Origin of the sequence: Arthrobacter caoxuetaonis, assembly GCF_023921125.1 — a bacterium.
GTDB lineage: Bacteria > Actinomycetota > Actinomycetes > Actinomycetales > Micrococcaceae > Arthrobacter_B > Arthrobacter_B caoxuetaonis.
The window spans coordinates 3,511,284-3,524,608 of sequence record NZ_CP099466.1 but is presented as its reverse complement, the minus strand read 5'-3'; the positions used below and the strand labels follow the sequence as shown (position 1 = coordinate 3,524,608).

Annotated in this window: 14 protein-coding genes; 13 read left to right on the top strand and 1 reads right to left on the bottom strand. The window is 65.7% G+C overall.

Going from position 1 to position 13,325, the window contains the following annotated elements:
• The first annotated feature begins 5 nt into the window (after positions 1-5).
• Together NF551_RS16375 and NF551_RS16370 are read left to right on the top strand one after the other, a co-directional pair.
• Entirely contained in the window at positions 6-1,127 is a 1,122-nt protein-coding gene (locus NF551_RS16375; RefSeq protein ID WP_227896399.1) for a hypothetical protein, read from the top strand.
• A gap of 68 nt (positions 1,128-1,195) precedes the next feature.
• A complete protein-coding gene (locus NF551_RS16370; protein WP_227896398.1) occupies positions 1,196-1,471 on the top strand; it encodes a hypothetical protein in 276 nt (91 codons plus the stop codon).
• Positions 1,472-1,488: 17 nt separating this feature from the next.
• Here NF551_RS16370 and NF551_RS16365 read toward each other — a convergent pair whose 3' ends face one another.
• Positions 1,489-1,809 carry a putative quinol monooxygenase gene (locus NF551_RS16365; RefSeq protein WP_227896397.1) on the bottom strand — a complete coding sequence of 107 codons (321 nt, stop codon included), beginning with the start codon at positions 1,807-1,809 and terminating at the stop codon, positions 1,489-1,491.
• Between the two features lie 103 nt (positions 1,810-1,912).
• On the opposite strand from NF551_RS16365, the gene NF551_RS16360 reads away from it, so the two are divergent.
• The 11 genes from NF551_RS16360 to NF551_RS16310 all read left to right on the top strand — a co-directional run bounded on the left by NF551_RS16360 (position 1,913) and on the right by NF551_RS16310 (position 13,222).
• On the top strand, positions 1,913-3,595 hold the full coding sequence (locus tag NF551_RS16360; RefSeq protein ID WP_227896396.1) for an ABC-F family ATP-binding cassette domain-containing protein: 1,683 nt from the start codon (positions 1,913-1,915) through the stop codon (positions 3,593-3,595).
• 54 nt (positions 3,596-3,649) lie between these two features.
• Complete coding sequence (locus tag NF551_RS16355) at positions 3,650-4,855, top strand: MFS transporter (RefSeq protein WP_227896395.1); 1,206 nt, start codon at positions 3,650-3,652, stop codon at positions 4,853-4,855.
• A gap of 99 nt (positions 4,856-4,954) precedes the next feature.
• Positions 4,955-6,001 (top strand): ATP-binding cassette domain-containing protein, encoded by a 1,047-nt coding sequence (locus tag NF551_RS16350; protein WP_227896394.1) that lies wholly within the window; start codon positions 4,955-4,957, stop codon positions 5,999-6,001.
• The gene (locus NF551_RS16345; RefSeq protein WP_227896393.1) at positions 5,998-6,840 is read left to right on the top strand and encodes an ABC transporter permease; all 843 of its coding nucleotides are present in this window, start codon (positions 5,998-6,000) and stop codon (positions 6,838-6,840) included. The genes NF551_RS16350 and NF551_RS16345 overlap by 4 nt, the downstream gene beginning before the upstream one ends.
• Before the next feature lie 30 nt (positions 6,841-6,870).
• Positions 6,871-7,818 carry an ABC transporter ATP-binding protein gene (locus tag NF551_RS16340; protein WP_227896392.1) on the top strand — a complete coding sequence of 316 codons (948 nt, stop codon included), beginning with the start codon at positions 6,871-6,873 and terminating at the stop codon, positions 7,816-7,818.
• Positions 7,815-8,669 carry an ABC transporter permease subunit gene (locus NF551_RS16335; protein ID WP_227896391.1) on the top strand — a complete coding sequence of 285 codons (855 nt, stop codon included), beginning with the start codon at positions 7,815-7,817 and terminating at the stop codon, positions 8,667-8,669. The genes NF551_RS16340 and NF551_RS16335 overlap by 4 nt, the downstream gene beginning before the upstream one ends.
• Before the next feature lie 158 nt (positions 8,670-8,827).
• Positions 8,828-9,787: an ABC transporter ATP-binding protein gene (locus tag NF551_RS16330; RefSeq protein ID WP_227896390.1), complete on the top strand. Its 960-nt coding sequence runs from the start codon at positions 8,828-8,830 to the stop codon at positions 9,785-9,787.
• Positions 9,784-10,659 (top strand): ABC transporter permease, encoded by an 876-nt coding sequence (locus NF551_RS16325; RefSeq protein ID WP_227896389.1) that lies wholly within the window; start codon positions 9,784-9,786, stop codon positions 10,657-10,659. The genes NF551_RS16330 and NF551_RS16325 overlap by 4 nt, the downstream gene beginning before the upstream one ends.
• 141 nt (positions 10,660-10,800) lie before the next feature.
• A complete protein-coding gene (locus NF551_RS16320) occupies positions 10,801-12,078 on the top strand; it encodes a M18 family aminopeptidase (protein WP_252604972.1) in 1,278 nt (425 codons plus the stop codon).
• Positions 12,079-12,291: 213 nt separating this feature from the next.
• The gene (gene rpsF, locus NF551_RS16315; protein WP_066300367.1) at positions 12,292-12,597 is read left to right on the top strand and encodes a 30S ribosomal protein S6; all 306 of its coding nucleotides are present in this window, start codon (positions 12,292-12,294) and stop codon (positions 12,595-12,597) included.
• Between the two features lie 67 nt (positions 12,598-12,664).
• Positions 12,665-13,222 (top strand): single-stranded DNA-binding protein, encoded by a 558-nt coding sequence (locus tag NF551_RS16310; protein WP_227896387.1) that lies wholly within the window; start codon positions 12,665-12,667, stop codon positions 13,220-13,222.
• The last annotated feature ends 103 nt before the right edge of the window (positions 13,223-13,325 follow it).

The following is a 13,325-nucleotide window of genomic DNA, read 5'->3' as shown; positions in this document are numbered from 1 at the left end:
AAACCATGACAGTGCCAGCGCGCGAGCGTGAACGCAGCCCCAAGCTGCGGATCCCTCCCCAGCCAGCTGTACGCTCCCGGCCAACCCGGATTATGCAGGCGTCCCCGGATACGGCCGCCGGCAGCGGCAGCCTCCGCGGCCGGCACCGGCCTCCGCGCCCGTGGTCCCGGACCGCCGTCGTCCTGGCAGGGCTGGGCGCCCTCTTGCTGGCAGCGGCCGGAATCCTCGGTTACCGCCATGTCAGCCACAATGTCCTCGGTCCAGCGGCGCAGGTGGAAACCTACCTGGCAGCGCTCGTCTCCGGTGATCATGCGGCCGCAGCGGAGCTACTCCCGCCAACCGGAGCCGCAGCAGTTCAAGACGCGCAAATCTACGCCGCTGCTTCGAACCGGATCACAGGATATGAGGTCCTGGGCCAGGAGATGCGCGGCGGGGAGGCAGTGGTACGCACTGTCCTCCAGCAGCGGGGCGAGTCGAAAACGGTGGACTTCGCGCTGTCCAGGGCGGGCCGGGAAGCCGCTATTTTCGCGGGGTGGCAGCTGGACCATACTGCCGCCCGCGAGGTGGAGGTTACCGTTCCGTCCGGGACGGCCGCCATCCGCCTCAACGGAGTATCCGTACCCCTTTCCGGACAGGCCCGGACACTGCGCCTGCTTCCCGGCGAGTACTTCCTCGAGGGGCCCGAGAGCCGCTACATCAGCTACGGACCTGCCCGCACCATCGCGGTGGAGCCGGGGATGGCCGGGGCTCCCGTGCCCGTGCGCCTTTACGCCTCGGCCACGGCCACGCTCGCCCAAGACGTCCAGGCGCAGGGACAGGCATACCTGCTGGACTGCCTCAGCAGGCAGGAAACGGCCCCGGAGGCCTGCCCCAACGCGGCGTACGCCGGTGCGGATCCGGCGCGGTACCGGGGAATCGAGTGGACCCTGACCAAGGAACCCGTCTACCGAGTTACCGGCACCCCGGAAACCGGACTCGCCGTCTACGCGGCGGGAGGCAAGGCGCGAGCCACCTACCAGGAAGAAAGCGGCGGACGCTGGCAAACACGCACCGACGACGTCGGCATTGCCTTTGGCTCCGAACTGTCGGTCGCGGGGGACATCCTGGAGCTCGACTTCAGGCCGTAGCGGCCCAGCGCGGGGAAAGCCCTTGCACTGCGGCCGGTGCCGTGGCGAACTGGAAACAGGAGGTTCCCATGACGGACACACCCGAACACCTGAACAACCATCACCGTGACACGCTGAACCAGATCCTGCGCCACCCGGTCTCACACAACATCGAGTGGAAACGGGTGCGTTCCCTGCTCGAGGAGGTGGCGGACACCACGCGGGAGCACAACGGGAAGTACGAGGTAACCCTGGCCGGGCACACTGACTACCTGACGCCCCCGCACGGCAAGGATATCGACGAACAGACTGTGGTGGACCTGAGACAGATGCTGGAGCGCGCCGGCTACTCCCTGCAGGAGTAACGGGCGCCTGAGCACTGCTACTCGACGGTGAGTTCGCCCATCCGTGACCACTCCTGGCCGTCGATCAGGGTGTTGATGATCTGCGGCGTCTCCACCAGCGCCGGAAGCATGTCCTTCATGGCCTGCTGGAAGTGGTCGCTGTTCACGTGGGCACCAGCCGCGTCGTCCTTGAAGGCTTCAACGAGCACGTACTCGTTGGGATCCTCCAGGCTCCGCGACCAGTCGAACCAGAGGTTCCCCGGCTCGGAACGGGTGGCGGCGGTGAAGCCGGCGGTCAGTTCAGGCCACCGTTCGGTCCACTCGGGCTTGACCTTGAACTTGACGACGATGAAGATCATCTTCTCCTGCTTTCGGTAGGGGGGCGGGACATCAATCCTATGCCCCGCCCCGCCGGGAACTCATGCGGGCTTCCGCCTCCCGGCGCAGTGGGAGGATGGAAGCGTGGCTCATCTCGACGTATCCAACATTGACTACTTCCTCTCCGACGGCAGGCAGCTGCTCAGCGGGGTCAGCTTCAAGGTCGGCGACGGCCACAAAACGGCCCTGATCGGACCGAACGGCACCGGCAAGACCACGCTGCTGCGCATTATTGCGGAGGAAATCAAACCCGACGAGGGCACGGTGTCCCGCTCTGGGAACATGGGCATCATGCGCCAGTTCGTGGGTCAGGTCCGGGACGGCAGCACCGTGCGGGATCTCCTCGTTTCCGCCGCGCCCCCGGCCATCGCCGCTGCCGCCCGCGCAGTGGATGAGGCTGAGCTGGCCATGATGGAGAACGACGACGAACCCACCCAGATGCGCTATGCCCAGGCCATCGCGGACTGGGGAGACGCCGGCGGGTACGAGCAGGAGACCGTCTGGGACGAAGTCACCATGGCCGCCCTGGGGATGCCGTTCGATTCGGCCCAGTACCGCAAGGCCAGCACCCTTTCCGGAGGGGAACAGAAACGCCTCGTCCTGGAAGCGCTGTTCACCGGGCCCGATCAGCTGCTCCTGCTGGACGAACCGGACAACTACCTGGACGTGCCGGGCAAGCGCTGGCTCGAAGCGAAGCTCGCCGAGTCGAAGAAGTCGGTGCTGTTCGTCAGCCACGACCGGGAGCTGCTGGCCAACGCCGCCACCCGGATTGTCACGCTGGAACCGGGCATCAACGGAGCCTCCGCCTGGATTCACGGAGGTGCCTTCGAGAGCTACGTCCAAGCCCGTGAGGATCGGAACGCCCGCTTCGAGGAGCTGCGGCGGCGCTGGGATGAGGAGCATGTGAAGCTCAAGGAACTCGTCAACATGTACAAGAACAAAGCTGCGTTCCGCTCCGACATGGCTAACCGGTACCACGCAGCCCAGACCCGGCTGGCCAAGTTCCTGGAGGCCGGCCCGCCTGAGGCGCTGCCGATCGAACAGAACGTCCAGATGCGCCTGCGCGGCGGCCGGACCGCCAAACGGGCCGTGGTCGCGGAAAAACTGGAGCTCACCGGACTGATGAAGCCGTTCAGCACCGAAATCTGGTTCGGTGACCGGGTGGGGGTCCTTGGATCCAACGGCTCCGGCAAGTCCCACTTCCTGCGTCTGCTGGCAGCCGGAGGAAGTGACCCGGACAAGGAACACGAACCGGTCTCGGAGGTTGAAATCGCCCCGGTTCCGCACGAAGGTTCCGTGAAGCTCGGCGCCCGGATCCGGCCCGGGTTCTTTGCCCAGACCATGCTGCGCCAGGACCTGCTGGGCAAAACCCTTCTGGACATCCTGCACCGCGGCGACGAGCACCGGTCCGGGCTGGGCCGGGAAGCGGCGGCCGGTGCACTGGACCGTTACGGCCTTGCCTCGCAAGGTGAGCAGAAATACGAGTCCCTCTCCGGCGGCCAGCAGGCGCGGCTGCAGATTCTGCTGCTGGAACTCTCCGGAGCCACGCTGCTGCTGCTCGACGAACCCACGGACAACCTGGACCTGCACTCAGCCGAGGCGCTGGAAAAGGCCATCGACGCCTTTGAAGGTACCGTCCTGGCCGTCACCCACGACCGCTGGTTCGCGCGCAGCTTCGACCGGTTCCTGGTCTTCGGTTCCGACGGCCGCGTGTATGAGTCCGAGGAACCGGTGTGGGACGAGAAAAGGGTCGAACGGGTCCGCTAACGGAGCTCACCTGCACATTTCCCTCCGGAGGCCCCTGGACTCCAGAATGATGGTGTGAACACCAAAACCCTGGACCGGGCCCTTCTGGCTGTCTTCGCAGTTTTCGCCCTCAACGGTCTGATTTTCGCCAGCTGGGCGGCGCGGATTCCCGCCGCGGCCCAGGCCCTGGACATCGGTTCTGCCGGGGTGGGACTGCTGCTGCTCTTCTCCGCAGTGGGCTCCGTGGGAGCCCTGCCGCTGGCCGGAGCGCTGGCCCAGCGGGTGGGGACCGCCAACGCAGTGCGGACCGGCGGGCTGCTCGCATCCGCAGCCGCACTGGTCATCGCGGCGGGACTCTCTGCCGGATCGATCCCCCTGACTGCCGCCGGACTGCTGATCTTCGGCTCCGGCATTGGTCTCTGGGATGTGGCCATGAACCTGGAAGGCACGGAGGTAGAGCGGGGACTGCGCAGGACCCTGATGCCCAAGTTCCACGGGGCCTTCAGCGGCGGTGCGTTCCTGGGCGCGATGATCGGTGCCGGCCTGTCTGCCCTGAACGTCAGTCTCCCTGTGCACCTGATCGGAATCGTGGCGGTGGCAGTTGTACTGGTGATCCTGGTGCCCAGGGCCTTCCTGCCGGATTCCCCCGAAATCCATGATCCCCAGGAGGAGGCAACCGCCAGGCCTTCCAGCTTCGGCGCCTGGAAAGAGGGCCGTACTCTGCTGATCGGCGTCGTCGTCCTGGGTGCGGCACTTACCGAAGGCGCTGCCAACGACTGGGTGGCCAAGGCAACCGTGGACGGGCTGGATGCCTCAGAAACAGCAGGTGCCGTGATGTTCGGCTTGTTCGTTGCGGCCATGACCGCCACCCGCTGGTTTGGTGCCCGCCTGATCGACCGCATGGGCCGGGTCCGGGCGCTGCGGCTGTGCATGGGTGCCTCCCTTGCGGGACTGATCCTTTTCGTCTTCGCTCCCAGCCTCTGGCTCGCCGGCATCGGCGTCATCCTGTGGGGCATCGGAGCCGCACTGGGCTTTCCCATGGGAATGTCCGCTGCCGGTGACGATCCCGTGCACGCCGCAGGACGCGTCTCGGTGGTCTCGACCCTCGGCTACACGGCATTCTTCGTGGGACCGCCGCTGCTGGGCTTCCTCGGCGAGCTTTGGGGGCTGCGCAACGCACTGCTCGTCGTCGGCGCAGCAATGCTGATGTCCATCGTGTTTGCCCCGGTTGCTGCCGAGCGTGAACCCGAGGAGCTGCATGCAGGAAATCCTGCCTCCTAGGGTGTATTTCCAGCCAAAGTTCCCGCGCTGTCGCCTTCCGGACTGAAACTGTCCGGATAAGCACTATCCAGCGGGTGCGGGCAGTCCTAACCTGTTCGCATGTCCCTTCCCTTCAACCCCAACAACCAGGTGCGCCCGGTCTCGGAAGGCCGGCGAGATCCACTGATTCAGGCACGCGGCCTGACTAAGGTCTATAAGTCCAAATCCGGGCCGGTATTTGCCCTTGACGGCCTTGATATTGGTGTTCCGCAGGGCACGGTAACGGCACTGCTGGGACCGAACGGTGCCGGGAAAACGACGGCGGTCAAGGTGCTCACTACCCTGATCAAGCCCAATGCCGGAACCGCCTCCATCGACGGAATCGACGTCGCGGCACGGCCGAAGGATGTCCGCCGGATCATCGGGGTCTCCGGACAGTACTCTGCGGTGGATGAGAACCTGACCGGCATCGAGAACCTCCGGATGGTCGGCAAGCTCTACCACCTGCCCACGGCGCAGGCCCGGCAGCGTGCCGGTGAATTGATCGAGCAGTTCGACCTGGCCGAGGCCGGCAACCGGCCGGTTAAGGGCTATTCCGGCGGTATGAGACGCCGGCTCGACCTGGCCGGTTCGCTGGTCAACAATCCCCGGGTCCTGTTCCTGGATGAACCCACGACCGGCCTGGACCCGCGAAGCCGGCTGGCGCTCTGGGATGTCATCAAATCCCTGGTAGCTGCCGGAACCACCCTGCTGCTGACTACCCAGTACCTGGAGGAGGCGGACCAGCTGGCGGACACTGTTGCCGTGATCGACGGCGGCAAGGTGATTGCCGAAGGCACCTCGGACCAGCTCAAGGCGCGGATCGGCGGGCACCGGGTAGCCGTTGCACTGGTGGAGGGATTCGACTCCGATACGGCCCGGAACATCCTGGCGCGCTACGGCAGCGGGGAAGTCCACACCGCAACCGACGGCCGGGCCCTCGAAGTCGCGGTCACCGAAGGCCCGCCGGCACTGGAGCAGGTGCTGCGGGACCTGGCCGCTGAAGGAATCGAACTGCACGACGCCGGTATCCGGCGCCCGACCCTCGATGACGTGTTCCTGAAGCTCACCGGACACACCACCGAGGAAGAAAAGGAAGATGCCAAAAAAGCGAGGGCAGCACGATGAGCGCCGCAACAGCCACTGCCCGGTTCCAGGACGGTTCCGGAACCACGGCCGGCAGCTGGGTATCCGACGGGTGGACCGTCACCAAGCGGAACCTGATCAAGATCCGCCGCACGCCGGACATGGTCGTGTTCGCGGTACTGCAGCCGATCATGTTCGTGCTGCTGTTCAGCCAGGTCTACGGCGGATCCATTCAGGTGGCCGGCACCAATTACACGCAGTACCTGATGGCAGGCATCTTCGCGCAGACGGTGGTGTTCGGCTCCACGTTCTCCGGATCAGCCATGGCCCAGGACCTGAAGGAAGGGATCATTGACCGCTTCCGTACCCTGCCCATGAGCCCTTCGGCGGTGCTGATCGGACGGACAAACTCGGACCTGGTGCTGAACGGAATCTCGGTGATCATCATGATGTGCACCGGGCTGCTGGTGGGGTGGCGGGTCAATACGTCCTTCTGGGAATTCCTGGGCGGGGTGGGCCTGCTGCTGCTCTTCTCCTACGCCTTCAGCTGGGTCATGGCGCTGCTGGGCATGTCGGTGCGTTCCCCGGAGGCGATCAACAATGCCTCCTTCATCATCCTGTTCCCGATCACCTTCATCTCCAATGCTTTTGTGCAGAGTTCCACGCTGCCGGAACCGCTGCGGACCATCGCCGACTGGAATCCGGTCTCCGCCCTGGTCCAGGCCGTCCGCCAGCTCTTCGGCAACCTGGGTTCGACGCCGGTTCCGGACACCTGGCCCATGCAGAACCCGATCACCACGGTGCTGGTCGGCTCCGCGCTCATGCTGGTGGTTTTTGTACCCCTAGCAGTACGCAAGTTCGAGGCGGTGAGTTCCCGCTAGGACCCGACCCGCGAACGGAAGGACACCCCCATGATCGAGGCAGCAGGACTCACCAAGCGCTTTGGCAGCAAGACCGCCGTCGACAGCATCACTTTCTCCGTCCAGCCCGGAAAGGTGACCGGGTTCCTTGGCCCCAACGGAGCCGGGAAATCGACCACCATGAGGCTGATCGTCGGACTGGACCATCCCACCGCCGGGAAGGTGATCGTCAACGGCAAGCCCTATGACCGGCACCGGATGCCGCTGCACGAGGTGGGCGCGCTGCTCGAGGCCAAGGCCGCTCATCCCAAGCGCAGCGCTTACAACCACCTGCGGGCCATGGCCGCGACCGAAGGCATCCCGGCTTCGCGGGTCAAGGAGGTCATTGAGCTCACCGGGCTGGGGCCGGCAGCCAGGAAACGGGTCGGCGGGTTCTCGCTGGGCATGGGCCAGCGCCTGGGTATCGCCGCCGCCCTGCTGGGGGACCCGCAGACGCTGATCCTGGATGAACCGGTGAACGGCCTGGATCCCGAAGGCGTGAAGTGGGTCCGCTTCCTGGTCAAGGGCCTCGCCGCGGAAGGCCGCACGGTTTTCATCTCCTCCCATCTGATGAGCGAGATGGCTGTCACCGCAGACCACCTCATCGTGATCGGCCGCGGAAGGATCCTGGCCGACGCTCCGATCGACGAAGTCCTCACCAGCGGCCAAAAGGAGCGGGTCCTGGTGCGCGCGGACGACGCCGATGCCCTGGCAGCCGCCGTAGGGTCGCCGGGCGTGGAGGTACGCAGGACGGCGGCGGACGAGCTGGAGATCCTGGGCCTGCCGGCCCGCAGCATCGCCGAAACCGCCTTCACCCGGGGAATCCTCATCACCGGACTGATCCCACAGCAGGAAACCCTTGAAGATGCCTATATGGAGTTGACCGGCGGCGAGGTCGAGTACCGTTCCGGGCCGGTCAGCGAGCAGGCGCTCCCGGCAGCCGAAGGGCAGGGCAAATGAGCACGGCCGCAGCTCCCGCATCCCGGACGCCCCGCGCCTGGTCCGGCGGACCGGTGACGTTTGGGCGGGTGCTCCGCTCGGAGTGGATCAAGACGAATACCGTGCCGTCAACGGTCATTCTGCTGGCGGTGAGCTTCGCGGTCATGGTTGGACTTGGAACCCTGGTCGCATGGGGCATTGTCCAGCTCGCCAGCGATCCGGAGTCCGGCCCGCCGCAGGGGATTGGGCAGTCGCTTCAGAGTGCCGCGTACGATGTTCCGGCCGCAGGCCTGCCGTTCGGCCAGCTCCTGATCGCCGCCCTGGCGGTGGTGGTGATCGGCTCCGAATACACCACCGGCATGATCCGCAGCACCATGGTGGCGGTGCCCACCCGCACCCCCGCCCTGCTGGCCAAGACCCTGGTGATCGCCGTCATTTCCTTTGTGCTCGGCGTCGTGGCCGCCTTCACGACCTATCTGCTGGCCCAGCCGATACTCGCCGGCTCAGACCTGGACTTTGGACTGGACGCCCCTTGGGTGCTGCCTTCCATCATCAACACCGGTACGGTCCTGGCCCTTATAGCCATCATGGGTGTGGGGATCGGCGCCCTCCTGCGCAACACCGCCGGGGGAGTGGTGACCCTGGTTGGCGCCCTGTTCGTACTGCCGATTATTGCCGGCCTCCTGACCGGGCTGGCGGACTGGGTCGAAGACGCGGCCCGGTTCCTGCCCAGCAGCGCTGCGGCCCAGCTTGTGGCTACGAACATCCAGCCGGGTCAGTTCAACCAGGCGGAGGGCGGCCTGATCCTCGCCGGCTGGGCCGTGATCCTGCTGGCCGCCGCCGCCGTCGTCCTGAAGAAGCGGGACGTTTAGGCTCCGCCCTGACCGGACTCAGGGCGGACCCGCAGTCATCCCTAAGGGTGAGCCCTGAAAAGTCCTGAATCATCCCTTGGAACGGTCCGGTGGCCGCTGCACTCGCATAGGCTGGGGGCAGCCCCCACGAACCTGTCCGTTCCAACATGAGGATTCCAATGATCGAGGCACACGGCCTCTCGAAACGCTACGGCGCCAAAACGGCAGTCGACAACGTTTCTTTCACTGTCCAGCCGGGCAAAGTCACCGGCTTCCTGGGCCCGAACGGTGCCGGCAAGTCCACCACGATGCGCATGATCGTGGGACTGGACCGGCCCAGCGCCGGCACGGTCACCGTCAACGGTGCACCGTACGCCCGGCACAAGGCACCGCTGCATGAAGTGGGTGCGCTGCTGGACGCCAAGGCAGTCCACACCCGCCGCTCGGCATACAACCACCTGCGCGCCATGGCCGCGACCCACGGCATCTCCAACAAGCGCGTCAACGAGGTCATTGAGCTGACCGGGCTGGGGTCCGTGGCGAAGCGGCGGGTTGGCGGCTTCTCCCTGGGCATGGGCCAGCGGCTCGGCATCGCCGTCGCAATGCTGGGGGATCCCAGCACCCTGATCCTGGACGAACCCGTCAACGGTCTCGATCCTGAAGGCGTGCTCTGGGTCCGCAACCTGGCCCGCGGCCTGGCAGCCGAGGGCCGCACGGTCTTCCTCTCCTCCCACCTGATGAGCGAAATGGCCGTCACGGCGGACCACCTGATCGTCATTGGCCGCGGCCGGATCATCGCCGACGCCCCGATCCAGGAAATCATTGACGGCGGCGGCCGCCAGCGCACCCGGGTACGCACCGACAACGCTGCCGATCTCTTGCCGGTCCTTGAAGGGCAGGGCGCGGAGATCAAACGCATTGAGGACGGGCTCTTCGAAATCAGCGGCGCCGATTCACGCTCCATCGCGGAAATTGCGCTGGACCGCCGGATCCTGCTCACGGAACTGACTCCGATCCAGGTCTCGCTCGAAGACGCCTACATGGAACTCACCCGGGACGACGTTGAATACAAGTCCCACGGATTTAGCCAGGAACCGGCTGCAGCAGCCGAGCCTGTTGTGGAAGGAACCCGAGCATGAGCACCGCAACCGCGCCCGCGCCCACGCGCAGAGCAGCCCGTCCCGACGGCAGCGGCGTGAACTTCGCCCGGATCCTGCGCTCTGAGTGGATCAAGGTGACCACGGTCCCTTCCACTGTGATCCTGCTGGCCACCACGCTGGTGGTCATGGTGGGGATCGCGGCACTTGTTGCCTGGAGCTGGGCGACGACCGCCCAGATGCTCTCGGACGATCCCGCGATGGGTCCGGCCATGGGCGTTGGATCCGGCATGGACCTGCAGGCCATGGTCTATGACACACCAGCCTCGGGCGTGCTGTTCGGCCAGCTCCTGATTGCGGCCCTCGCTGTGGTCCTTGTTGCCTCCGAGTACAGCACCGGAATGATCCGCTCCACGATGGTGGCAGTTCCCACCCGCACGCCGGCGCTGCTCGCGAAGGCAATTATCACTGCGGTTATTGCCTTCGTCATCGGGGTCGTTGGGGCTTTTGCCAGCTTCCTGATCAGCCAGCCCCTGCTGGCACCGGAGAACCTTGACTTCGGCCTGGACGCCCCTTGGGTACTGCCCAGCATCATCAACACCGGAACGCTCCTGGCCGCAATCGCGGTGATGGGTGTTGCTACCGGGTCCCTGCTGCGCAGCACGGCCGGCGGCGTCGTCACCATCATCGGCGTGCTCTTCGTCCTGCCGGTGATCGTTCAGCTGATCTCCGGGCTGGCGGACTGGATTCCCGACGCCGCCCGCTTCCTTCCCAGCAGTGCCGGAACCCAGCTGGTAGCCACCAGCATTTCCGACGGTGCCCTGAACCAGCTCGAGGGCGGGCTCGTCCTGGGTGGATGGGCCCTCCTGCTGCTGATCGCATCGCTGGTTGTGAACAAGGTCCGGGACGTCTAGGACCTGACGGGCCCGCCCGGCTGCCAAAGGCCGGGCTGCATAAACCCGGTGGAGGGGAACGCGGATGAACGGCCGCGCTCCCCTCCACTGTTATGTCCGCCGCTTCCCGTTCCCGGTCCCGGTTTCTGGTTGAATCGGACTATGAATCCAACGCCGCACGAACACGTCACCGACCTGGCCGAATACGTCGCCGCCTCGCCGTCGAGCTTCCACGCCGCGCGGACCGCAGCGGACCGGCTCGCGGCCGTCGGTTTCACGGAGCTGCGCGAAGACTCGAACTGGCCGGCCGCACCCGGCCGTTATGCAGTGGTGCGCGACGGCGCCTTCATTGCCTGGATCGTTCCGGAGGACGCCACGCCGACCACCGGCTTTAACATCTTCGGCACCCACACCGACTCGCCCACGTTCAAGCTCAAGCCTTCCTCCACCACCGGAAAGCTCGGCTGGCTGCAGGCGGGCGTGGAGGTCTACGGCGGGCCGCTGCTGAACTCCTGGCTGGACCGGGAGCTGGAGCTGGCCGGACGGCTGGTGACGCTCGACGGCGTCGAGCACCTGGTTGCGACCGGTCCGCTGCTGCGCTTCCCGCAGCTTGCCATCCACCTGGACCGCGCAGTGAATGAGGGCCTGCTGCTGGATAAGCAGCAGCACATGAATCCTGTCTGGGGCCTGGGCGATCCTTCGTCAGCGGACCTGCTGGGACTCCTTGCAGCCAAGGCCGGCCTGGACCGGGAGGAGATCGGCGGGTACGACGTCGTTGCCGCCGACACCCAGCCGGCCCAGGTCTTTGGCGCCAATGCGGAGTTCTTCGCCTCCGGCCGGCTGGACAATCTCTCTTCGGTGCATGCCGGCCTGCAGGCGCTGGAGGCAGCTGCCGCCGCCAAGGCCGGCGGGTCGATTGCCGTCCTGGCCGCCTTCGACCATGAGGAAGTCGGCTCCGGCAGCCGGTCAGGCGCTGCGGGACCGTTCCTCGAGGACGTCCTGGCGCGGATCAGCTCCGGGCTGGGCGCCGGTGCCGTCGAAGCGCAGCGCGCGTTCGCGGCGTCGTTCTGCATCTCCGCCGACGCAGGCCACGCCGTGCACCCCAACTACGCCGAACGCCATGACCCCGCCAACCGGCCGGTCCTGAACGGCGGCCCGCTGCTGAAGATCAATGCCAACCAGCGGTACACCACCGACGCACCGGGCGCTGCGTACTGGGCCGGGCTGTGCCGGGAAGCCGGGGTGCCCTACCAGGAGTTCGTCTCGAACAACTCGATTCCCTGCGGCTCCACCATCGGGCCGCTGACGGCGACACGGCTGGGGATCCGGACCATCGACGTCGGGATTCCCCTGCTCTCGATGCATTCGGCCCGCGAGATGGCCGGTGTCAGCGATCCGTACCGGCTTTCCCAGGCCGGGGAGCTATTCTTCACCCGCTAGCCGGAGGAGCGCAGGGGGCGGATACCCGTCCACAGGTGAACTTTGCCCCGGTGAAAATCCGATAGGATAGGGGAGTCTGTGCTGTCGGCTATGGCTGGCAGGTTCTGTGCGTGCTGCGGGTAATCCGCCGGCGCAGGGAGCAAAGACAACGCTAAAGAACCTCCTGTTACGGAAATACCGTGACCGTATAGCCCAAAGGAGGTGGGTTCACAAATGCGTGCTTATGAACTGATGGTAATCATCGACCCCGAGGTCGAAGAGCGTACCGTGGAGCCTTCGCTCGACAAGTTCCTCAATGTTGTCCGCAACGACGGTGGAACCGTCGACAAGGTCGACATCTGGGGCCGTCGCCGCCTGGCCTACGAAATCAAGAAGAAGGCTGAAGGCATCTACGCGGTGGTTAACTTCACCGCCAGCCCTGCAGCAGCTGCTGAACTTGACCGCCAGCTTGGCCTCAACGAGACCATCCTGCGCACCAAGATCATCCGCCCCGAAGACCAGAAGGTTGTCGCCGAGTAGTTTCGGCCCACCCTTTATTCGTCAATGAAAGGCCCGCTCACCCGGGCCGAGACACCAGGAGGCATACATGGCAGGCGAGACAACGATCACCGTGGTCGGAAACCTGACGAATGATCCGGAACTCCGGTTCACCCCGTCCGGTTCGGCAGTGGCGAACTTCACCATTGCCTCGACGCCGCGCACCTTCGATCGGCAGTCCAACGAATGGAAGGACGGCGAAACGCTGTTCCTCCGCGCGTCGGTCTGGCGTGAAGCTGCGGAAAACGTCGCCGAATCCCTGACCAAGGGAACCCGCGTCGTCTGCCAGGGCCGCCTGAAGTCCCGTTCATACGAGACCAAAGAAGGCGAGAAGCGCACCGTCATGGAGCTCGAGGTCGATGAAATCGGCCCCTCGCTCCGGTACGCCTCTGCAAAGGTCACCCGCACCCAGCGCTCCGGCGGCGGTAGCGGTGGCTTCGGTGGAAATGCTGGAAATTCCGGCGGCTTCGGCGGCAACTCCAACTCCGGTTGGGGCGGCCAGCAGCAGCAGCAGTCCGCACCTGCGGACGATCCCTGGGGCGCCCCTGCGGGCGGCAACTCAGGCGGCTGGGGAGCCGGCCCGGATTCCAACGATCCGCCCTTCTAAGCAGTACCTGGTGCCGCAAGGCGCCAACCTCTGACGGCAACCGCCGTCGAGCCCATCCCGTGGAATGAATCCACGGGCTCCACTAGACATAAGGAGCTCCACG